Origin of the sequence: Halarcobacter sp., from assembly GCF_963675975.1 — a bacterium.
Taxonomy (GTDB): Bacteria; Campylobacterota; Campylobacteria; order Campylobacterales; family Arcobacteraceae; genus Halarcobacter.
On the sequence record NZ_OY780939.1, the window covers coordinates 2,480,379 to 2,501,767 of the forward strand.

Genomic DNA, 21,389 nt, shown 5'->3' on the forward strand with positions numbered 1-21,389 from the left:
TTATAAAATTACTGTTTTATTTCCGAAAACAAAAACTTTGTCTTCTAAAAGGTGTTGAAGTGCAGTAGATAATACTACTTTTTCTACATTTCGCCCTGCTCTTCTCATATCTTGCCAAGAGTAAGTATGGTCAACTCTAACAACATCTTGAGCAATGATTGGACCTTCATCTAAGTCATCAGTTACATAGTGAGCTGTTGCACCAATAATCTTAACACCTCTATGGTGTGCTTGTTTATATGGATTTGCTCCTATAAATGCTGGTAAAAACGAGTGGTGGATATTAAGCACTTGTTGAGGGAAAGCATTTACAAATTTTGGAGTTAGTATTCTCATATATTTTGCTAAAACAATTAGTTCTGGCTCATACTCTTTGATTTGTTCAATAACTAAATCTTCATGAGCTTCTCTATCCATATCTTCTGCACTTATGCAGTGAAAAGGGATATTAAATTTTTCAACTAAATCTTGAAGATAATCATGGTTTGCAATTACTGCTTTAATATTTGCATCAAGCTCACCATCTATATATCTAATAAGTAAATCACCTAAAACATGTGATTCTTTTGTAGCTAAAATAACAATATCTTTTTTAGATTTTACATTTAGTTTTATTGTTGATTCTTTTGGAAGAACTTCAATCAATTCTTTATATAAAATATCTCTATTTACATCTCCAGAGATTACAGTTCTCATAAAAAACTTTTTTGTGTCAGGATCAACAAACTCAGCATTTTGTTCAATATTTAAGTGGTTTGCATAAAGAACTTTTGAGACATTGTAAACAAGTCCTTTTGCATCGATAGTGTCAATAAGAAGTATATATTCTTTCATTTCTTTCCTAAATAAACGGTATTATTTCAATTAAAGTCGAAATAATACCATTAAATAGATTTAAATCATTTTAGATAGTTTAGTTTTGTACTCTTCTATATCAAAAGTTTTAACTCTTGCCACACCTGAATCAACAGCAGCTTGTGCAACTGCAGCTGAAACTTCTACAATAAGTCTTTTGTCAAATGGTTTAGGTAAGATATACTCTTTTGAGTAAGCTAAGTGATCTCCAAAAATCTCTTTAATATCATCAGTTACTGGTTTTTTAGCTAAATCAGCAATTGCTTGTGCAGCTGCTTTTTTCATAGCCATATTGATTTTTTTAGCTTGTACATCTAATGCACCTCTAAAAATAAAAGGGAAACCAATTACATTGTTAACTTGGTTATTAAAGTCACTTCTTCCTGTCCCAACAATAGCTTTATCTCTAATTGCTAAGATTTCATCTGGGAATAACTCAGGAGTTGGATTTGCAAGTGTAAATACGATAGGCTCATCAGCCATAACTGCAATATGCTCTTGTGTAAATGTTCCTGGTCTAGAAAGTCCTAATACAACATCAGCTTCTCTAAATGCATCTAACATTGTTAATGGTTCAGAGATAGAAAACTCTTTTTTATATTTATTTAAATCTTCTCTACCATCATGAATAACACCTTTAGAGTCACACATAATAATATTTTCTACACCAACAGCTTTATACATTCTACTACAAGAAATAGCTGCTGCTCCTGCTCCAACAACAACAACTTTTAAAGATGATAATTCTTTTTTAATAATATCACAAGCATTGATTAAACCTGCTGTTGTGATGATTGCAGTACCGTGTTGGTCATCGTGCATTACTGGAATATCTAGTTCATCAATTAATCTTCTCTCAATTTCAAAACATTCTGGTGATTTAATATCTTCTAAGTTGATTCCCCCGAATGTAGGTGAGATAGCTTTACATACATTTACAAACTTATCTACGTCTACTTCGTCAACTTCAATATCAAATGAATCTATAGCTGAAAACTTTTTAAATAGTACAGATTTACCTTCCATAACTGGCTTAGATGCTAAAGCACCAATATTACCTAGGCCTAATACAGCTGTACCATTTGAGATTACTGCTACAAGATTTCTTTTTGTAGTATATTTAAATGCATTTTCTGGGTCTTCTTCAATTGCAAGACAAGGAAATGCAACCCCTGGAGTATATGCCAAAGATAAGTCTCTTTGTGTTTTTAACTCTGTTGTTGTTTCAATTGCCAGTTTACCTGGATTTGGAAACTGGTGATATTCTAAAGCTTCTTCTTTAGTTACTTGTTTACTCATTTCACTCTTCCTCTAGTTTAAATTGCAACTAAATTTTAACTTAGGATTACTTACAAAAAATGGAAAAATGATAATTTGAACTTATAAATATTTTAATTAAATGTGAATTACATTTTTTCTACACTAGAATTACATAACTGCTACATAATTACGATAGAATAGAGATTATCCCGGCAAATCTTCCACAAGCTTTGTCAACTCTGTAGGAAAAATAATCTACTCCTGAGCACATTGTACATCTATCATTTATAGTTATATTTCTAACACCTAAGTCTTTAAGTTGTTTTTTATTTATACCTTGTAAATCTAGATATCTATTATTCTCAAACTCTATTCCAAAATTAATTTTTACTATGTTTGCAAGTTTTTCATCAACTTCATAACAACACTTTTGAATAGAAGGCCCCATGATAACTTCAATATTTTCTGGTTTACAAGAAAATTCTTCAATCATTTTTAACACAGTTTTTTCAGATATTTTCTGAAAAGTTGAGTTTCTACCAGCATGTACAGCTGCAATTACACCATTAAACTTATCAAACATCAAAATAGGAATACAATCTGCAACCATAACCATAAGAGTCAAATTTTTCTCATTTGTTATTATTGCATCGCAATCATCTATAATTCTTGGTGAATCTTTTCCTACAACAGTAACGCAAGAACCATGAACTTGATTCATAGAGATAAGATTTTTAATATCAAATTTAAATTTTTTTGAAAGTTCTAATCTGTTTTTATCAACATTCTCTTTTTTGTCTGGTACGTGATAAGCTAGATTTCCCTCATCTTTATTTGTGAAAGTATAAAAAATATCGTGCATAGTATATATCTCCTTTCAATAAGCAAGCTATTGTACAATTAAATATTTAATATATTCTTATTGATAATTTGATAAAATCATTTCTTTTAAAGGAAAATCATGTCAGATAATAAAGAACTTTTTGCAATATTTGGAAACCCAGTAGAACACTCAAAATCACCACAAATGCACAATGCAGGATTTGATAATATAAATTTTAATGGTGAATATATAAAACATCTAATTGAAGATGGGAATGAAGTAAAAAATATATTTTTAGATAAGCACTATAAGGGTGTAAATATAACAGTTCCACATAAAGAATATGCATACAAAAATGCAGATGAAGTAAGAGGTTTAGCTCAAAAAATCAAAGCAGTAAATACATATATAAATGAAAATGGAAAAGTTATAGCATACAATACAGATGCTCCAGGATTTTTAAAAGCAATTGAAAGTTTTAAAGATGTTAAATCAGTTCTTCTTTTAGGAGCTGGTGGAACAGCAAAAGCAATCAGTTTAGCCCTTCAAGAAAGTGATATAGCTGTAACAGTTTTAAACAGAAGTGAAAGTAAACTTGACTTTTTTAAAGAGCATGATATAGAGTGCTACTCTTGGGATACTTTCAAGCCTAAAGAATATGATTTAATAGTAAATTCTACAAGCGCAGGACTAAAAGATGAGTATCTTCCTTGTGATAAAGAATTACTAGAAAATGTATTTAAAACAGCAAAATATGCATTTGACTGTGTATATGGGAAAATTACACCATTTTTAGCTTTAGCAAAAGAGAATAACTTAGAGATAAAAGATGGAGAAGATATGTTACTTTATCAAGGTGTTTTAGCATTTGAATACTTTACAAATACAAAAGCTGATGAAAACTTAGTTGAAGCTATGAGAAAAGGCTTAAAAGGATGACTTTTTTCTAATGAGTGGGATTAAAAACTTTCCCACTCACTATCATCATTGTTATTTGGTTTTATATCTTGTTTATTAACTTTTTTTGTTTCTGCTTTTGGTTCTTGTTTATTTTTTTTAATTGATGGTTCTTCTTTATTTTTAATTTTTATATCATCTCTTGCTTTTACACTATTTTTTCCCTCAAACTCTTTTTCATCAGCTTCTTTTACTATTTCATCTGCTATTGATTGAGTTTGTTCAGCAATATCTTTAGTTTCATTTGCAACAGCAGCATTTTGCTGAGTTTGTCTATCTAATAAATTAATTGCATCATTGATTTGAACAATTCCAGATTGTTGCTCTTTACTAGCAACTTCAACATCAGAGATAAGCTCTAAAGTAGTGTTGATATTTTTGTTAAGACCAACATAACCTTTAATCATAATATCAGCAATATTTTTACCATCATTAGCTTTAACTGTAGCATTTTCAACTAAATCTTTAATCTCTTTAGCAGCTTCTGCTGATCTACTTGCAAGGTTTCTAACCTCTTGTGCAACAACCGCAAATCCTTTACCAGCTTCTCCTGCTGTTGCAGCTTCAACAGCTGCATTTAGTGAAAGAATATTTGTTTGGAAAGCAATTTGGTCAATAACTGAAATAGCATCATTGATAGCTGTTACTTGTTCGTTTATACTATCCATTGCAGTAGTTGTTTGAGTTGCAAGTTTTTCACCCTCAGAAGATGATTTTTTAAGTTCATTTGCATTTTGAGCCATTTTTACTACATTTTCTGTATTATGTGAAATATTTGATGTTATCTCTTCTAATGCTGCTGCTGTTTCTTCTAAACTTGCTGCTGCTTCATTTGAAGCACTGCTTAGCTTATCTACATTTGCTAAAAGAGTATAAGCACTATTTTGAAGAGTTAAACCATTTGATTTATTGTCAACTAACATTTCATTTATAATTTCTGCAAGAGTATTTAAACCTTCTGCTGTATCACCTTTGGTTTTTTCTATTCTAAATCTGAAATTAAGTTTTTGATACTCTTTTAATGCTTTTTTTAACTCATTTAAATCATCTGCAACTGTTTTTGATATTGAAGTTAACATATCATTAAAGATAATTTTTAACTCTTCAAGATTTTTATTGTGGGTGCTTTTTACTATTCTCTCTTTTATGTTTCCTTCTTTTACTTTTTCAGCAACATCTTTTACATTGTCTAATAAAATCAAATCCTCTTCTAATAAAGATTTTGTATTTTTTATATTTTCATTTACAATTATTGCTAATTGTGCAATTTCGTCTTTAGAGCTAGTATCTAATGGTGAAACATCATCTGATTCTTTATTTAAATAAGAGAAGAAACCTAATAAACCATTTTCAAATTTAGAAATTCCATTTCTTATTGTTCTACTTAAATAAATAGTAAACATTATTGCAATAATAATATTTATAATAGACATAATAACAAAAGCGTAAAAAGATGTTTGAACCGCCCCATCTGTACTGAGTTGATTTTTATTTATAACTTTGTATGTTTCTTCTGTAAAAAAATCCATTTTATCTCTCATACTGTTGTAATCACCTAAATAAGACTCAAAGTAATATTTTTTTGCTTCTTTAAACTCTTTATTTTTTATTTGAGATATTAGATTTTGAGTATCCCCTTCGACTTTTACAAATAATTTGTCAAACTTAATAAATTCATCCTTCAATTGGGGTAATTCTGCTTGCAAAAGATTTCTAAACTTTCCAAATCTTTGCTTAACTTGATCAAGGTTTTTTAATGCTTCATCTATTAACGCTTGTGACTTATCTTGATCTTCAATAGTTAAAACTTGTGATATATCAATATTTGATTGGTATGAATCCCTATCTGCTTCAAGCAAATATATTAAACCCAAATTAATCATTTGTGATAATGCTACATTTGATTGATATGAGTCCCTATCACCTTCTAACAAGAAATCTATACCTGCATAATCTTTATGAGTTAGGTTATTTATATTCAGTTTAATTTTACTGATATTATAAGCAATATAAATACTTGATAACATAGTAATAATTACAAGTATACTGAATGCACCAATGATTTTTCTTTTAATACTCATAGCATTATCCTTTTAATAACTTTTTTATTTATACTACAAGTTAGATACTTAATGTTTTTTTAACATTTTAGGTTAATATATAATATTATTTAATATTTTTTACAAACTGTAACTATAGTCACAAAGTTCGACTATATAGTGCTTATATATAATTTTAGATTTTAAGTTAATATATTTTATTTTTTTAATAATTAAAAAGTAAAAACTCTAAAGAAGAGTCCAAAAGTTGAACTATTTAATAACTTTTCAAAAACAGTAGAATTAGTTTATTTCTACTGCATTTCTTCCTTTGTTTTTTGCTACATAAACAGCTTCGTCCGCTCTTTTTATAGTTTGGTAAATATTTTCATCTTCTTTATAAATAGAAGCACCTATAGAACAAGTAATTTTCCCAACTACAGGAATTTTTTCCAACTCAATAACTCTTCTTAGATGCTCTAATGCTTTTTTTAGTCCTTCATTTGAATTAACCCTAAGAAATAAAATAAACTCTTCTCCACCCCATCTAATTAAGATATCATTTTCTCTTGAATACTTTTGTATTGTTTTTACAAAATGAATTAATACATCATCGCCAACATCATGTCCAAAAGTATCATTAACTCTTTTAAAATGATCAATATCTAAAAATGCAACCCCTAAAGAGAAACCATCACTAATAAAAGATTTTATAATATCTGGGATATTTTGTTCAAAATACTCTCTATTGTATGCATTTGTTAGTTTATCATGAATAGTTTTGTCTTCTAACTCAATATGATTTAACATAGTTTGAGTAATATCTGTAAAACTTAAAATATATAAATCTTCTTCAAACTTATTTACAGTTACAGCAAAAGCATGAAGATTGTAATCATACATCAACATTCCCACTACTCTCTTTGAGTGAGGTAAACTTTCAATATTTTTAATCCAATCCTCTTTTTGCTCTACTTTTCCAAGATGGAAAAATCTATCATTTTCTACAAATAAATCACAAATACACTCAAATTTTTTATTAAAATCTTCTAGACTTTTAAAACCAGAAAATTCAAAAAACTTCTTATTTGCAAAAGTTAATTGCTTTGAATTGGTTATGATGACAATATTATCTTGTAATTCAATAAATTTTTCTAATTTTCTATATTCATTTCTCTCTTTTGTAATATCTCTTGAAGAGGCATATAAATATATATCTCCATCAATTTCTACTTTTTTTGCACTTATTTGAACTTCAAGAATAGTTTTATCTTTTTTTATATGCAAAGTATTAAAAACTTGTGATGTATCTAGTAATGCATTTATTCTTTCAGGTATCTCTTTACCTGAAAATTTATAATCAAAATCCCTTACATTTAAACTTTTAATCTCACTACAGCTATAACCTAACATCTTAGCAAATGATTTATTTGCTTCATAAATATTTCCATGAATATCCAAAATATGAATCCCATCTGATGCAATACTCATCAAATCTTTATATTTTGCTTTTTCTTTTTCAATATGTTTTTTTGCTCTTAATGTAATTTCCCTATTTCTCATTAACTGAAAAATAAATAAAAACATACCAATCAATAACATAGAAAATATTATTTTTTTGTTTAATCTATGCTCTTCTATAACTTTTAATATATTATTAGATTCATAGAAAACAAAATACATAGTGTTGTCAGATTTTACATTTGAGATTGGTAAAAAAGAAACTACATAATGTTTATGTTCTATTTTACTTTTTGGTGAATGCCCCAAAGGAAGGTCAAAATTGAAAATTTCTTTTTCATCCATCTTTCTTTTTATATCATCCACAAACTCTTTTTCAAAATCAATATCTTTGAAAAAAACTTTATTTACTACTCTTTTAAGTTGTACATATTGGTTGTTTTCAAAACTATCTTTATAATAAATTTTATATTCATCAAAAACAGTTTTATTAAATTTGTCTTTTTTTATTAAGAAATGCGTATAGATATTTGTATAAACCTTTTCTATTTCATTTTCAACTTTATCTATACCAAAAGACATCTCAACACTTCCAAGATACTCTTCACCAAAAAATATTGGATAAACATTTCTCATACCAGGGAGAACTCTTCCTGTTTCTAGTCCATGAATACTTTTTTTATATCGATTAACATATTCAACTGTATATCTAAAAGAGCTAAGATTATCTCCATATTTTTCTGGTTTGTGCATTCGCAAAAATGAAGTATTATCAGGTAGATGAAAATGAACTTGCCTAAATCCTAAAGAGGTAAGATACATATAAGTTTCATTTAATAAATTATATAACTTTTTTCTATCTCTTTGTTTAAATGCTTCTTTTATCTCAGGTCTATCTATAAAACCAATAAAAGTACTGTCAGCTAAGTTATTAAGTGATTTATTTATAGTTTTGTATTGAGTTTCTACTTTTTTTAGATTTTGATCTAATACTCTATTGGTCTCACCATCATAAAAAATTTGTATTTCATATAAAAGAACCAATTCAAAAATAACAAAAACGATAATAAGAAATATTCTATTTAATAAGTCTTTTTTTTCCAAAAGAACCTTTCTTTTTAATTATCTAATTTTACAATTTTTGTACTTTATAAATAATGATTCACTTTAAAGAAATGCTATTTTCTGGGCTATATACAGAAGAATATTATTTTTGGCTTATCTTTTTCTCCATACATTTTAAAATCTCATAAGTCTTACTCACATCATATGTAGCACTATGATAAGAAAGTGGATCAAAATCAATACCATAGAAAATACAAGTTTCATCTAGTTTTGGATTTTTTATATTTCCATTTTTGTTTAGAGCTTTTACTATTTGTTTATTTTCTTTCATAGTACAAAAATGTTTTTCAAACTTAACAAGTCTATCAAGATGTCTTAGCTCAAAATTTATGTTATGAGCAATCAAAGTTTTAACTCCACTACAAAACTCAATAAACTCTTCATCTTCATTAAAATAAGAACTATAGCTTGCACCGTTTCTATGAGCAATAATTTTTTCAGGGGTAAGTCTATGTACCTCAAAAGAATAAGGATTTACAGGATATCTAGATAAATAATATCGATGGAACTTGTCAATAACTTTATAATCCCCATCCACAAGTTCTAACTTTACTGCTGCAGCTTCTATTACATCTTGGGGATTCATTGTGTTTGTTTCAAAATCTAATATAATCATAAAATTATTATACCAATAATATTAATAAATTTTTATATAAATATATTTGAAGCCTAAAAATAGAGTAAAAATGATATCACTAAGGGATCTTAATAACTTTATAAGTTATAATTAATTCAAATTTAAAAATATTAATTTAATATGAAGGTTAAAAATGATTAAAAAAAGAGTTTCAATACTATTTACAACTGTCTGTCTAAGCACATCAGCATTTGCAGCGAACTATTATGTTTCAGACGAATTATTTACATATACACATTCAGGGCCAGGAACAAAATATAAAATTATAGGAATTGTAAATGCAGGTGAAAAAATCAAAATTATAAGTACAAATGAAAAGGCTGGATATACGCAAATAGTAGATTCAAAAGATCGTAAAGTATGGATAAACTCAAAATATGTTTCAAATCAACCAGGATTAAAAAAACAGTTAGAAAAACTTAAAAACTCATATTCAAAACTGGATAAAAACCAAATAACTTTAGAAAAAGAGTTAGCCACCAACATCGATCAAGTGAAAGAATTAAAAAAAATAAATTCATCTTTAAGTAAAGAATTAAAACAAGTTCAAGAAAAAAATGAAAAGTTAAATGAAAGGCTAGATAAAGAACAAAATGAACTATTGATGCGTTGGTTTACTTATGGTGGTATCGTTGCAGGAGCTGGTCTTATTCTTGGATTAATACTTCCATATCTAATTCCTAATCGTAAACAAAAAGCACGTTGGTAAAGTCAAGAAAACTACGAAAAAGAAGCACAATCTCAAAAGGTATAAAATAGGATTTCCCTATTTTATATTTTTTCCCTTATTTACTTGATAAATCTATTTTCTATTTCTGAAGCTTCTAATTCAATATTGTCTTCGTTTATAAAACCAAACCAGTAAGTATCTTCATTATCTTGAACTTCAATAACTAAGATATTGTCTTCCTTATGATTTTCAACAAACTTTTCAATAGCTTCAATAGCAGAATCTTTCCAATACTCTTCAATCTCTTCATTGTTTCCTGCATCAAAGAAAAGACAATCTTCGCATGCCGAAAAAAGATAGTTTCCAGCACCTTCATAAACTTCAAATGAACTATCATCGTTGAATAGTTTTTCATTTGTAAATGGGCAATATAAGCTAAATTTTTTGTAATTTTTTGATTTTATAACTATTTTATTCATAATTTTCCTAACTATTAAATCTCTTCATCATCAAATTCAAGTATATCTTTTATCTCATTTTCACCTTTGATAATAGATACTTTTCCATCAGCCATAATCAAATCTAAACCTTTAGTTTGAAACTCGAGGTATTCTTCTGGTAATAACATCATCTCTTCCTCAGATTCTAAAGAAGGTGAACAGTAAGGGATAGATCCAAAATCATAATATTCATTTTCTCCTACTTTTATTTTAGTTATTCCTTCTTCATTTGTAACAAGTTCACATTCATCTGGTATTTGATAAGTTTCTTCAAGTTTTAGTTTTATAAATTTTGCCATAAAATGCTCCTAAATTTTTTTGTATGTTATCTAAAATATACTATGTTTTTTGATTAATATCTAGCTAAAATCTCAATAAGATGAAATCCAAACTCAGTTCTAATAGGTCCATGAACTCTATGTAAATCCTCTTTGAACACAATATTATCAAACTCTTTTACCATCTCACCTTTTGAAAAAGTACCTAAATTCCCTCCACTTTTTTTAGAAGGACATTTTGAGAACTTTTTAGCAGCTTTTTCAAAAGTGATTTCGTTTTTGATAATCTCTTTTTTTAGTTTTCTAGCTAACTTTTCGTTGTTTACTAAGATATGTCTAGCTGTAGCTTTTGCCATTTGGTTCCTTTTTATATAATGGGGATTATATCGATTCTAATCTTTTTAAGACATCAAAACTTTTTATATCCATCTTTGAAAAAGCAAACCATTTTTTACCCAAGTCTTTTAAACTAGCTCCAAGATGATAAAGTTCTTTTTCATCAAGTATTAAAAATCTATCGTGTGAGTTATCAAACTTTTTTATCTCTATTTTTTTATATTGAGAGTTGTATTTTTTAAGATCAAGATTTAGTTGTTTTGTGATGCTTTTTGTATATATTATCACTTCTATATTTTGATTTTTTGAAAATAGAGTTAAGACACTATCATCCACATAGTTATCTATAAGTATTATTTTATCTTTTGCACTTCTTATTAAATCAGATACAAAAGTGTAAGCATCAAATATCTGTCCATCGTAAAATATTCCTTGTTTTGGTTTAATATTTTTTGACTCTAATATATCAACCTTTTCACTTAAATAGTGTACTTTTTCTTCTAATGATACAAATCTATCATTTGTTATTTTGTCACTATTTATGACATAGCCATCAGTAATATATTGTTTTAAAATTGAGGTAGCCCATTTCCTAAATTTTGTTGCTTTTTTTGAATTAACTCTATATCCCACAGATATAATCATATCTAGATTATAAAAATTCATTCTTCTTTTTTTGCCATCATTTGCAACTTGTTCCAAAATGGAACAGGTTGAAGCTTTGTCTAATTCATCTGTTTTGTAAATATTTCCTATATGTTTTACTATAGCAGGACGATTTACATCAAATATACTTGCAATATCATTAGCACCAAGCCAAATATCATTTTCTTTAAGTGTAACATTTAGCTCTATTTCCCCAGTTTTATATATCACTATATCTGTTGATTGCATTTTTATCCTTCTATGATGATTTTAAATAAACATATCTATAATTTTTCTAGTGTTGTTAAATACATAAAAGATAATATCATTAAATAATGTTTTTATTTATATTTATTGCATATTGCAATATCTTAGAGGCCTAATAAAAAGTGGAAGATTAGAATATTTGATAACTTGTGTTAAAATTTTATTTTAAATTCTTACGAGATGACCCATCTTAATCTATAAATTCTTTTGAAAGTAAATATATCTCTTCATCAAAATATAATAATAACAATTCAATTTCTTCTTTCATATTTTTATATTCTTTTTTATTAATTATTTTTTCATAGTGAAATACTCTATTTCTAATTTTTCTTATTTTATTTAATTCTTTATCTAATATTTGCCTAGTTATGAGTTTTTCATCTTTAGCTGGCATATTAGGAAAAATATATTTTATATCTTTTATTCTAAATAGATTAGAGTATGATCTTCTAAATAAAGAAGTCCAAAAACCAAAAGGAAGTTCAGCTATAAGTTTGTCATGAGTTACTTCCTCTTTTCTTTGTTTTATTTTATTTTTTGATTCATTTATCCTTTGTTTGGTATCTGTGTGTAAAATATTAGATTCGAACCAATTTTTTGAAATCCTTTTTTTGAAATGATGATTGATAGAGTTTCTTAAACTAATTTCAAATATAGATAGTAATATATAGTATTCTTCAGAGTTTTTTATATTTTGTTTGTATTCAACAAAATCTTTATACGATTCAAGTCGAATATTACTGATAAATCTAGATTTAATTTCATCTTTCACTTGACATATCCTTACTATTTTAATATAATTTTGTCACGACGCCCAGTAAGACTTAAACCTTTGAGTTTAAGCTTGGGTTTTTTTATGCCAAAAAAATCATTAAAAATAATAACATAAAAAAATATATTTATTTAAATATATTGCAGATTGTAATACTAGGAAATATTTCTCAAAACTTCCAATATCTTCACCATAGCCAAAGTATCAAGTTTACAATACGCTAAAAGTGAAGTTCTCATCTTTTGTTTTTCTTCTTCATCAAGCTTTGATAGATTTGCAAAGGCATTCATAGCTTGGCTTCCGTTTTGTACTCCATCTAACTCTTTGTAGGCTTTTTCAAACTCTGGAACTAAGGCAGGTAATACATACTTGATAGAGTAACTTCCTTGCATACTTGGTGTTACATACCATTTCTTTTGGAAAGGTGTCATTAGGTCTTGCATATTTTCGTTTATGGCTAGTAAGTGAGTACTAAGCTCTGGAAAAAGATTTGCTAGTCTTTTTATCACACCTTTTTCAAAACTCATATTGTAAGCCAATACTGTAACATCACTTGGGATATCTTCACATAGCTTTTGTGCTAACTCATATCTACTGTCTACACTATCTACACTCAAATACTCTTTATGAATTAGAGTACCATCTTCATACTCTATATGAAGTGAATATTGAAAAGGGATTTGCTCGAAGGGTTTTATGCCTTTGTACTCTGGTATTGCTTGTTGGTAGGTTTCAAAGTCTAAGTGATATATTGGGTATGTGAGGTTTTCTAAAAAAGCTTTGATATTTTCTTTGTCTATGTGGTTTGTTTTTGATTTGTAGTTTTCTACTGCTTGAGCTTGATTTGCAGTCATATCAAAATCTTCTGGGATATCTTCTATATCTATGATACCTTGATTGTATAACTCAACTTGCTTTTTACTTCCTAGATTGAAAATATTAAATATAGAATAATCTGGAATTTGTCTTTGTACTTTCCAACAATAGTTTTTCGCATCACACTCATAAGGTTTGTTACAATGTTTTCCTATATCTATATCTGGCTCATTTACTTTGTCTTCAAGATAAGTTTCAAACTCTTTTAATATGACGGGGATATTTGACTGTAGATTTTGTACTTCACTTGTGACATCAACTATTTTAAATAGTTTGTCTAGTTCTAAACTCTCATCTCTTACATACTCATTGTTTATATGCACTACACTTGCACTTTTTATACTAAAGCCTATGTTTTTTAGAACATAATACTGAATAGATACATCATGAAGATATATATCCTTTACCTCAGTAGAACTTTTAACCTCATAGATAGATACACCATCATCTTCTACTTTTAAAATATCTACCATGATAAGTATACCCTCAAAGTTAAAAGTAGCTTCGTAGATATTTGATACACCTTCTTTTAGCCATTCTTTTGTAGTAGATATCATCTCATCATAGTTTGTAGTGTATGTTACTTCTTTTCCATCAGGTAAAAGCTTGCAAGCTAAATCTCCTACTATATTTCCTGTATCAAATATAGCTTGTGCTTGTTCATCTGGTGGTGCTAGAACATTTGGCTTATATTTTTTAAGCCAAAGTGCTTTTGGGCATTGGATGCCTTTTGTGTAGAGGGGATTTAGATAGGTTCATATTAAACTACTAAATACACAAAATTATCTGATGCACATTTTAAAATATCCATTTTATTTCCTATTTTAATAGTAACTTATCAAATCATAGCTCTAATTAAGCCAACATCTCTTTGATTATTTCTTCGCTTCATATTATGTAAAATTTTATTTTCTGTTTCTGGTGACCAGTATATTTTTAATTCTTCTTTTGCTCTTGTAATTGCAGTATAAAATATGTTATGTGTGATTTGTTCTTCTACTTCATCTGTAATAACAATTTTAACAGAACTATATTCTAGACCTTGAGCTTTATGAATTGATACTGCATATGCAACTTGAAATGGAACAATAGATTCAGAAGATTCATCATCTTCATCTGTTGTTGGAAATTCATTAACTCTAAAACTTATAACAGATTTATTACTATCACTACTTACTAAATCAAAATCATAAAAATTAGCATCAAGTGCATTAACTACTTTATCTATTTCTATTTCAAATTCAATTTGTTGATCTAAAATATTTATATCAACTATTTTCCCTTTTAAATTATTATAGATTGCATCACCAAATCTATCTGTTTTATTAAATAAAATAGGGTCATCTTTTTTATAAATTAGATTTCCCCATTCAACAGATCTATTAGGATTATTAGCTTGTAAAAATCTATTGATATTATTAATTCCATAAAGTCCATCATAATTTAAACAAAGTATTATTTCATCATCTTTATGATTTTCAAATATTGACTCATCTAAATTTATAGAATAGCTATTTTTTTGAATATGCTCAGAAATATCATCATTTAATTTTCTTACTTTATCCCAAAGTTCAAGAAGATCATCATTTTTGCTTCTCCATGGTTTAGTAAGTTCAAAAATTGTATTTTTAGGTAAAAATTCTTTCGCTGTTTCAAACCAGTTTCCAAATCTAATAGCTTCTATCTGAAATATATCCCCAACTAATACTAAAAGGGAAAAATTGGCTTTATTTAAAACTGCTAACATATCACTATTACTTACAGTACTACTTTCATCCATAAATAAGATGGTAGAATCAGTATTTCTATTCCATTTAGATAAAAACTTTGTTACAGTCATAAATTCACAATTTGGTGCATCAACTTTTCTATCTAAATTATCTTTTGCTGGATTTGTCTGAGCCAAATATATTTTTTCATAATCTTTAAAAAAATTAGAAATATGATTTATCATTGTAGATTTTCCTGTACCTGCAGCTCCATATATCATAGCCACTTTTGAATGTTCGAACATTTTAATCAAAAACTTTTCTTTATCTTCACAGTCTATTTTATGATCTGTTTTATCAATCCATGCTTTTACAGAATTAGAATAATTATCTACACCAACATTTGATAATTCTTTTAACTCTTGTATTATCTCTATTGTATTTTCTTTATAATCTTTTATATATAAAAATTTATCTTTATAAGATTCAATCACACGACCTGACTGAGTCTTTTTATAAATTAAACTGTTGTATTTTCTTATTAAAGATTTTATGTCATCAAACTTTTCTAATTCACTTAATAGAGTAAATAATTCTCCCTTTGTTTCAGTATTATTTTGAATAAATCTAGCTAAAAATTCATGTTCTCTATTTTCATATTCAATACATTCAAATAAGTCATATATTCTTGGATTATGATTTAATAATGAAGTTGTAAAAGGCATCTGATCAAAAGGTATACAACCCCATTTAAGAAATAAATCTGAGAGTTTAAAATTTGTCTCATTATGTATTTGTGTTTTTATAATTTTATTATTCATAATAAATAAAAGATATCTAACAATATTCGATGCAGATCTATTATTTAATAATAAACTTCTACATCTATCAAGTACATTAAAAAACTGTATTTTACTACCCTCAGTAATATTATTTTTAATTTGATTATAATATTCTTGTTCTTGGACAACATATTCACTTAAACTTAAACTTGTTTGAGTTAAAAAGTGCATTAATTCCCTATATTCTTTATGATTAGATTGTATATTGATACTTATACCAAAAATTTTTGCAAAATTCTTAAGTTCACATGGTCTAATAGATACTTCCCAATTTTGTATAAGATTAATAGGCATTTGTTTACCTAAAACTTCAATATAAACCCTTCCAATATGTAAATCTACTGCATAATTCTGAACTATATCTAAATTTGTAAAAGCAATTATTCTATCAAATTTATCTACCATATCATGAGACTTTGTAAATGTTACTTCATAGTAAACATTATCATTGACAAAAAAAGGTTTAATTTTTTGAATATAATATCTATCTTTTTGAGTTTTGCCTACTAAAGGTATGTCAATTCTTTCAGCTATTTTTTTATAGTACTCTTGAGTTGTTTTATCTAATTGAATAGGAAATTCATTAATATTTGAGAAAATATCTAATTTATATTCAGTAAATAAAAATGATTTGATTTTTATAAGATACTCATAATACTTGAGCATTAATCTTTCTGAGGCGTTTTCATCAGGGGTATAATGAGAAACGGAAATTTGAAGCAAATCATGGAATTTACCTAAAAATCTAAGTTTTCCTATTTTTTTTACATATTTTTCTGCCGTTCTATAATTTTCATACTGTGGCTTTAAAGATTGATTTTGTTTTTGATTGTATATTTTTAAAAAAATAAGTTCAATTAAATTTCTAAGATTTGATAGTATATTTTGAGATAATAAACCTCTATCACTATCATCAAATATACTAATATTCTTTTCAACTAATTTATCAATATAACTTATTTTCTTATCTATTTCATTCATTGTATTCCTTCTAATTCAATTCCAAAACACTCGTTCCATCACCTTTAGGCTCAACCTTTATCTGCAATGGAATTCTCTCTTTTAGTGCTTCCACATGGGAAATCACACCTACCATTTTTCCTGAACTTTGTAACTGATTTAGTGCATTTAGGGCTAGCTCTAGGCTATCACTATCTAGTGTTCCAAACCCTTCATCTAGGAAAAGTGAATCTATACTTATCTTTTGGCTTGCTAGATTTGATAGTCCTAAGGCTAAAGATAAACTTACTATGAAGCTTTCTCCACCTGAGAGTGTATTTACACCTCTTACCGCGTCTCCTTGGAAGCCATCTATTATCTCTATATCTAAAAGCTTGCTTGAGTCTGTGGCTCTTTGGAGTTCATATCTTGGGCTAAGTACACTTAAGTGTTTGTTTGCTAGGTAGATTAGTTGGTCTAGGGTTATACCTTGGGCAAATTTGGCAAATTTGTCTCCTGTGGCTGAACCTATCATCTCATTTAGTTTTACCCATACTTTTGAGGCTTCTTTTTTCTTTTCAAGTTCTTTGATTTTGTCTTCTGATTTTTTCATATTTGAAGCATTTATCTCTAGCTCTTTTGAAAGGCTTCCAATACTTTCTTGAAGTTTGTCTATAGTGCTTTGTAACTCTTGTAGCTCTTTGTTTATATCTTCTAAAGTTCTGTTATCAAAAGAGAGTTCTTTTTCTTGCTCTTTATGCTCTTTTAGTTTTTTGGCTGTGTCTGTTTTGAGTGTTTGTATTTGTGAGTATTTCTCTTCTATGTTTTTATATAGAGTTGATAGAGTTTCAAACTGCTCTTTTTCTAGCTTTGCTTTTTCAAACTCTTCATATGAACTAAAGCCATACTCTTCTAGGACTTTGTGAAACTTCATAGTTAGCAGTTCTAGTGTTTGATTATCTTCTGTTTGTTTTTGTACTAGTTGTTCCATTTGTTTTGTAGTTGCTTCATCTTTTGTTTTTAGACTTGAAAGATATGTTTGCAAATCGTTATAATATTTTGAAACACTATCAAGACTTTTTTGAATAGTTTGTTCAAACTCATCTAGATTTGGTACATCTAAGATAGATTTGCTTTTTGTTTGTAACTCTTGAAGTTCTTTATTTAAAGCTTTTTGCTCTTGTTTTAACTCTTCTATTGCTTTGATGTTTGATTTTATCTGTTGTTCTTTTTGCACATGGTTGTTTACTACTGTTTGTTGGTTTTCTTTTTGTGCTTGTAGTTTCTCTTTTTGCTCTCTTAAAAGTACATACTCTTTTAGTTTGGCTTCATTTATTTGGTTTTGTTCTTGCAGGTTTGCTTTTGAGTCTTGCTCTATTTTGAAACTATTTGCTTGGAAGAACTCTTCTATTTGTGTTTTTGTTGTTTGTTGTTTTTGTAAGTTTAGGTTTGAAGATTCTAGTTTTGTGCTTAATTTACCTAGATTTATTTGTGCTTGATTTAGTTCTTTGTTTTGCTCTTGTAGATAATCTTCTTGCTCTTTTATTTTTTTTGTGGTTTTGTCTATATCGATATTGATACTATGATTGATATATGGATGCTCTTTTGAACCACACAAGAAACACTCTTCCCCATCTTTTAGTTTGACTCTGTCTTGTTCGTAGTTTTTAATAAGAAGCTCTTTTTCTCTTGTTTGTTTTAAAGTTAATAGAGTCTCTTGTATTTGATTTATTAGTTTTGTTTTTTCGTTGTTTAGGTTTGTTTGTGCTTTTATTTGTGAGTTGTATTCTTTTATGTTTGTTTGTTCTTGGGTTAGTTCTTGGTTTAGCTTTTCATAATCTTCTAGTGCTTTTAGAAGTGATTCTATCTCTTTTAGTTTGGCTCTTATGTTGTTTTCTTTTGTGTTTATATCTTTTGTTTGTTCCTCACACGCTTTGTATTCATCTAAGAGATTGTTTAGTTGCTCTTTTGAAGTGTTTAAAGTGTTTGAAAAGCTTTCATAGTAGCTTTGCAGTTGTGATTCGTCATTTAACAGTGTTTGAAAATCTACTTCAAATAGTTTTGCTAATTCTTGTAGATAGCTTGATATCTTTTTGCTTTTTTCTATGTTTAGGGCGTATTTATTCTCAACTTGTGTTTGTAGAACTCTTACCTCTTTTAGTTTGTTGTAGTTTTGAGTGTATGAGAGTTTTTCTTTTTCTAGAGTTTCTTTTGAAGTGTCTAGTTCATTTGATTTGCTTGTTATCTCTTTTGTTAGGGTTTCTTTCTCTTGCTTTAGTGATTCTAATCTTTGCTTGTCATTTGTTATGGTTGTTGAGAGTTGGTTTTTTTCTTGGTTTATTGGCTGTATTCTTAGAGCCTTGTTTGCAAGTTCTAGTTTTAGGAACTCCTCTTTTTTGTCCTCTTTCTCTTTTGAGATTTGTTCGAACTCATGAGTATATTTGATATTGTCATTTTCAAGAGTTTTTAAAGTATCTAGCCAAGTTGATATTTTCTTTAGTTGGGCTTCTTTTTTGTCTAGTTCTTGCTTTTGTTTTTTGCTCTCTTCTAGTTGTTTTGTTTTTTCTTGTACTATCTCAGTATCTAGTAGTTCTATACTTCCTAGTGCTATTTGGGTAGTTTCTATCTCTTTATTTTTTTCTGAAAAAGTTTGATATATGCTTTTTGAGATTTGTTTATAAATTTGTGTACCAGTTATATTTTCTAAAAGAGTAGAACGCTCATTAACATCTGCTTTTAGAAAAGCATCAAAAGAACCTTGTGCTAACATCATTGACCTAGTAAACCTATCAAAATCTAATCCAGTAATTTCTTCTACTACTTTTGGAACTTTTGATAAATATGATTCAATAACTTTTCCAGAATCTAAATCAACTATTTCCATCTTTGCTGGTTGAAACTTTCCATCTGGATTTTTTCTTGCTCTTTTTACACCCCAAGAACATCTATAGTTTTTTCTTTTTACTTCAAATTCTACTTCACAAAATGCTTCTCCAGTATGTCTACTCATCAGGTCATTCGGATTTTTAAGTCTTGCTGTTCTTCCATATAGTGAGCAAGTTATTACATCTAGGATTGTACTTTTTCCTGCTCCTGTTGGTCCTGTTATTGCAAAAAGTGATTCATCTTTTAAAAACTTTTGAAAGTCTATTTCAAACTCTCTTTTTAGGGAGTTTATGTTTAGTAGTTTTACTTTTAGTATTTTCATTAGATTTGTTCCTCACTTTCGTGAAGCTTATTTACTACTTGAGAGAAACTAAGAGTTAGTTGCTCTTTGAACTCTTTGTCTTCTATGTTTTCTTGCTCTAATCTTTTTTCAAATACATCATTTACACTTAGTTCATCTAGGCTTATAGCTTTTAGTTCTTTTGCTCTGATTTGTTTTTCACTTTTTGCTATTTTAACTGCAAGGATTATTAGGTCTAATTTTGTGGCTTCTTCTCTTATCTGTGTATTTGCAAACATTGGGTTATCATCTTTGATATGAACTTCTATCCAAGTTGTTTTATCTTCCACCTTTTTTAATTCATCTTTTATAGTTCCCAAGTTGCCTTTGATAACTTGCAGTTTTCTCTTTAGTGGGATTTCTAACTCTTCTACTTCTACACTATTATCAATAGTTACAAGGTTTACTTTTTGAGTGTTTTTTGACTCTGAAAAACTTAGTGGTATTGGAGAGCCTGAGTATCTCACATGGTCAGAACCAACTGTTTGATTGATATGCAAGTGTCCTAAAGCTACATAGTCAAATAGACTTCCAAGATAATCTCCACCAATATCAAGTGTTCCACCTATATAGATATTTCTTTCACTTTCACTTGTTCTACTTCCTACAGTTGTAAGGTGTCCCATAGCTATGATTGGTACATTTAAGTTTAACTCTTTTGCTTTTTTGTATGCGTTTTCATAGTAGCTTTTGATACCATCATTTGCAAGCTTTTCTTTGTCACTTACAGTTTCTCCGCCAAGTGATTGTCTTATAACACTATCTCTTAAAAAAGGAACTGCACAAACTATTGCTTTAGTCTCATCATCATCTTTTATAGGGATGATTATATTTTCCTCTTCATCGCCATTTACTACTACATGAACATTTAATGCTTCAAGTAGTTGTTTTGGTGCTTTTAGTGTAGAAACTGAGTCGTGGTTCCCTGCTGTGATGATTGTAGTTTTTAAACTCTTTTTTGATGATAACTGTTTTAAAAAGTTGTAGTAGAGTTCTAGTGCATAGTTTGGTGGTGTTCCTGTATCAAAAATATCTCCTGATACTAGTAAAAGTTCTATTTGTTTTTCTTCTATTGTATCTATTAGCCAAGATAAAAAAGCTTTGTGCTCCTCTACTCTGCTTTTGTTCATAAAGTTTTGTCCTAAATGCCAGTCCGATGTGTGTAATAATCT

The 21,389-nt window shown here is 28.0% G+C and carries 18 protein-coding genes; 3 read left to right on the forward strand and 15 right to left on the reverse strand.

Going from position 1 to position 21,389, the window contains the following annotated elements:
- The 3 genes from purU to pgeF form a co-directional block, all read right to left on the reverse strand.
- The gene (purU, locus tag ACKU3H_RS12215) at positions 1 to 834 is read right to left on the reverse strand and encodes a formyltetrahydrofolate deformylase (protein WP_320034144.1); all 834 of its coding nucleotides are present in this window, start codon (positions 832 to 834) and stop codon (positions 1 to 3) included.
- A gap of 60 nt (positions 835 to 894) precedes the next feature.
- Complete coding sequence (locus tag ACKU3H_RS12220) at positions 895 to 2,154, reverse strand: malic enzyme-like NAD(P)-binding protein (protein WP_320034145.1); 1,260 nt, start codon at positions 2,152 to 2,154, stop codon at positions 895 to 897.
- A gap of 148 nt (positions 2,155 to 2,302) precedes the next feature.
- A complete protein-coding gene (gene pgeF / locus ACKU3H_RS12225) occupies positions 2,303 to 2,977 on the reverse strand; it encodes a peptidoglycan editing factor PgeF (protein WP_320034146.1) in 675 nt (224 codons plus the stop codon).
- A 99-nt stretch (positions 2,978 to 3,076) separates the two neighbouring features.
- Here pgeF and ACKU3H_RS12230 point away from each other — a divergent pair, with 99 nt between their 5' ends.
- A complete protein-coding gene (locus ACKU3H_RS12230; RefSeq protein ID WP_320034147.1) occupies positions 3,077 to 3,877 on the forward strand; it encodes a shikimate dehydrogenase in 801 nt (266 codons plus the stop codon).
- 20 nt (positions 3,878 to 3,897) lie between these two features.
- On the opposite strand, the gene ACKU3H_RS12235 is transcribed toward ACKU3H_RS12230, so the two are convergent.
- From ACKU3H_RS12235 to ACKU3H_RS12245, 3 genes are all read right to left on the reverse strand, one after another.
- Positions 3,898 to 5,976 (reverse strand): methyl-accepting chemotaxis protein, encoded by a 2,079-nt coding sequence (locus ACKU3H_RS12235; protein WP_320034148.1) that lies wholly within the window; start codon positions 5,974 to 5,976, stop codon positions 3,898 to 3,900.
- Positions 5,977 to 6,237: 261 nt separating this feature from the next.
- Positions 6,238 to 8,499 (reverse strand): diguanylate cyclase, encoded by a 2,262-nt coding sequence (locus ACKU3H_RS12240; RefSeq protein ID WP_320034149.1) that lies wholly within the window; start codon positions 8,497 to 8,499, stop codon positions 6,238 to 6,240.
- A gap of 103 nt (positions 8,500 to 8,602) precedes the next feature.
- Positions 8,603 to 9,136, reverse strand: a complete 534-nt coding sequence (locus ACKU3H_RS12245) for a 3'-5' exonuclease (protein ID WP_320034150.1) — start codon at positions 9,134 to 9,136, stop codon at positions 8,603 to 8,605.
- Between the two features lie 154 nt (positions 9,137 to 9,290).
- Here ACKU3H_RS12245 and ACKU3H_RS12250 point away from each other — a divergent pair, with 154 nt between their 5' ends.
- Positions 9,291 to 9,866: a TIGR04211 family SH3 domain-containing protein gene (locus tag ACKU3H_RS12250; RefSeq protein ID WP_320034151.1), complete on the forward strand. Its 576-nt coding sequence runs from the start codon at positions 9,291 to 9,293 to the stop codon at positions 9,864 to 9,866.
- A gap of 80 nt (positions 9,867 to 9,946) precedes the next feature.
- Here ACKU3H_RS12250 and ACKU3H_RS12255 read toward each other — a convergent pair whose 3' ends face one another.
- The 6 genes from ACKU3H_RS12255 to ACKU3H_RS12280 all read right to left on the reverse strand — a co-directional run bounded on the left by ACKU3H_RS12255 (position 9,947) and on the right by ACKU3H_RS12280 (position 14,058).
- Positions 9,947 to 10,306: a hypothetical protein gene (locus ACKU3H_RS12255; RefSeq protein ID WP_320034152.1), complete on the reverse strand. Its 360-nt coding sequence runs from the start codon at positions 10,304 to 10,306 to the stop codon at positions 9,947 to 9,949.
- A 14-nt stretch (positions 10,307 to 10,320) separates the two neighbouring features.
- The gene (locus ACKU3H_RS12260) at positions 10,321 to 10,626 is read right to left on the reverse strand and encodes a hypothetical protein (RefSeq protein ID WP_320034153.1); all 306 of its coding nucleotides are present in this window, start codon (positions 10,624 to 10,626) and stop codon (positions 10,321 to 10,323) included.
- Between the two features lie 53 nt (positions 10,627 to 10,679).
- Positions 10,680 to 10,961, reverse strand: coding sequence for a peptidylprolyl isomerase (locus ACKU3H_RS12265; protein ID WP_320034154.1), 282 nt, complete (start codon positions 10,959 to 10,961; stop codon positions 10,680 to 10,682).
- Between the two features lie 25 nt (positions 10,962 to 10,986).
- Entirely contained in the window at positions 10,987 to 11,835 is an 849-nt protein-coding gene (rhuM, locus tag ACKU3H_RS12270) for a RhuM family protein (RefSeq protein WP_320034155.1), read from the reverse strand.
- A 208-nt stretch (positions 11,836 to 12,043) separates the two neighbouring features.
- The gene (locus ACKU3H_RS12275) at positions 12,044 to 12,625 is read right to left on the reverse strand and encodes a hypothetical protein (protein WP_320034156.1); all 582 of its coding nucleotides are present in this window, start codon (positions 12,623 to 12,625) and stop codon (positions 12,044 to 12,046) included.
- A 155-nt stretch (positions 12,626 to 12,780) separates the two neighbouring features.
- Positions 12,781 to 14,058 (reverse strand): DUF2779 domain-containing protein, encoded by a 1,278-nt coding sequence (locus ACKU3H_RS12280; protein ID WP_320034157.1) that lies wholly within the window; start codon positions 14,056 to 14,058, stop codon positions 12,781 to 12,783.
- Positions 14,059 to 14,107: 49 nt separating this feature from the next.
- Here ACKU3H_RS12280 and ACKU3H_RS12285 point away from each other — a divergent pair, with 49 nt between their 5' ends.
- Positions 14,108 to 14,239 carry a hypothetical protein gene (locus ACKU3H_RS12285; RefSeq protein ID WP_320034158.1) on the forward strand — a complete coding sequence of 44 codons (132 nt, stop codon included), beginning with the start codon at positions 14,108 to 14,110 and terminating at the stop codon, positions 14,237 to 14,239.
- Positions 14,240 to 14,339: 100 nt separating this feature from the next.
- Here the strand turns inward: ACKU3H_RS12285 and ACKU3H_RS12290 are convergent, their stop codons facing one another.
- Genes ACKU3H_RS12290 through ACKU3H_RS12300 form a run of 3 tightly spaced genes read right to left on the reverse strand, consistent with a single transcriptional unit; the run spans position 14,340 to position 21,347 of the window.
- Complete coding sequence (locus tag ACKU3H_RS12290) at positions 14,340 to 17,033, reverse strand: AAA family ATPase (RefSeq protein ID WP_320034159.1); 2,694 nt, start codon at positions 17,031 to 17,033, stop codon at positions 14,340 to 14,342.
- A gap of 10 nt (positions 17,034 to 17,043) precedes the next feature.
- Positions 17,044 to 20,199 carry an AAA family ATPase gene (locus tag ACKU3H_RS12295; protein WP_320034160.1) on the reverse strand — a complete coding sequence of 1,052 codons (3,156 nt, stop codon included), beginning with the start codon at positions 20,197 to 20,199 and terminating at the stop codon, positions 17,044 to 17,046.
- Positions 20,199 to 21,347 (reverse strand): exonuclease SbcCD subunit D C-terminal domain-containing protein, encoded by a 1,149-nt coding sequence (locus tag ACKU3H_RS12300; protein ID WP_320034161.1) that lies wholly within the window; start codon positions 21,345 to 21,347, stop codon positions 20,199 to 20,201. The genes ACKU3H_RS12295 and ACKU3H_RS12300 overlap by 1 nt, the downstream gene beginning before the upstream one ends.
- Between the last annotated feature and the right edge of the window lie 42 nt (positions 21,348 to 21,389).

Excerpts from the sequence above, each read along its gene's own strand:
- purU (WP_320034144.1), bottom strand. The coding sequence starts at position 834 with ATGAAAGAATATATACTTCTTATTGACACTATCGATGCAAAAGGACTT.
- ACKU3H_RS12220 (WP_320034145.1), bottom strand. The coding sequence starts at position 2,154 with ATGAGTAAACAAGTAACTAAAGAAGAAGCTTTAGAATATCACCAGTTT.
- pgeF (WP_320034146.1), bottom strand. The coding sequence starts at position 2,977 with ATGCACGATATTTTTTATACTTTCACAAATAAAGATGAGGGAAATCTA.
- ACKU3H_RS12230 (WP_320034147.1), top strand. The coding sequence starts at position 3,077 with ATGTCAGATAATAAAGAACTTTTTGCAATATTTGGAAACCCAGTAGAA.
- ACKU3H_RS12235 (WP_320034148.1), bottom strand. The coding sequence starts at position 5,976 with ATGAGTATTAAAAGAAAAATCATTGGTGCATTCAGTATACTTGTAATT.
- ACKU3H_RS12245 (WP_320034150.1), bottom strand. The coding sequence starts at position 9,136 with ATGATTATATTAGATTTTGAAACAAACACAATGAATCCCCAAGATGTA.
- ACKU3H_RS12250 (WP_320034151.1), top strand. The coding sequence starts at position 9,291 with ATGATTAAAAAAAGAGTTTCAATACTATTTACAACTGTCTGTCTAAGC.
- ACKU3H_RS12255 (WP_320034152.1), bottom strand. The coding sequence starts at position 10,306 with ATGAATAAAATAGTTATAAAATCAAAAAATTACAAAAAATTTAGCTTA.
- ACKU3H_RS12260 (WP_320034153.1), bottom strand. The coding sequence starts at position 10,626 with ATGGCAAAATTTATAAAACTAAAACTTGAAGAAACTTATCAAATACCA.
- ACKU3H_RS12265 (WP_320034154.1), bottom strand. The coding sequence starts at position 10,961 with ATGGCAAAAGCTACAGCTAGACATATCTTAGTAAACAACGAAAAGTTA.
- rhuM (WP_320034155.1), bottom strand. The coding sequence starts at position 11,835 with ATGCAATCAACAGATATAGTGATATATAAAACTGGGGAAATAGAGCTA.
- ACKU3H_RS12280 (WP_320034157.1), bottom strand. The coding sequence starts at position 14,058 with ATGATATCTACTACAAAAGAATGGCTAAAAGAAGGTGTATCAAATATC.
- ACKU3H_RS12290 (WP_320034159.1), bottom strand. The coding sequence starts at position 17,033 with ATGAATGAAATAGATAAGAAAATAAGTTATATTGATAAATTAGTTGAA.
- ACKU3H_RS12295 (WP_320034160.1), bottom strand. The coding sequence starts at position 20,199 with ATGAAAATACTAAAAGTAAAACTACTAAACATAAACTCCCTAAAAAGA.
- ACKU3H_RS12300 (WP_320034161.1), bottom strand. The coding sequence starts at position 21,347 with ATGAACAAAAGCAGAGTAGAGGAGCACAAAGCTTTTTTATCTTGGCTA.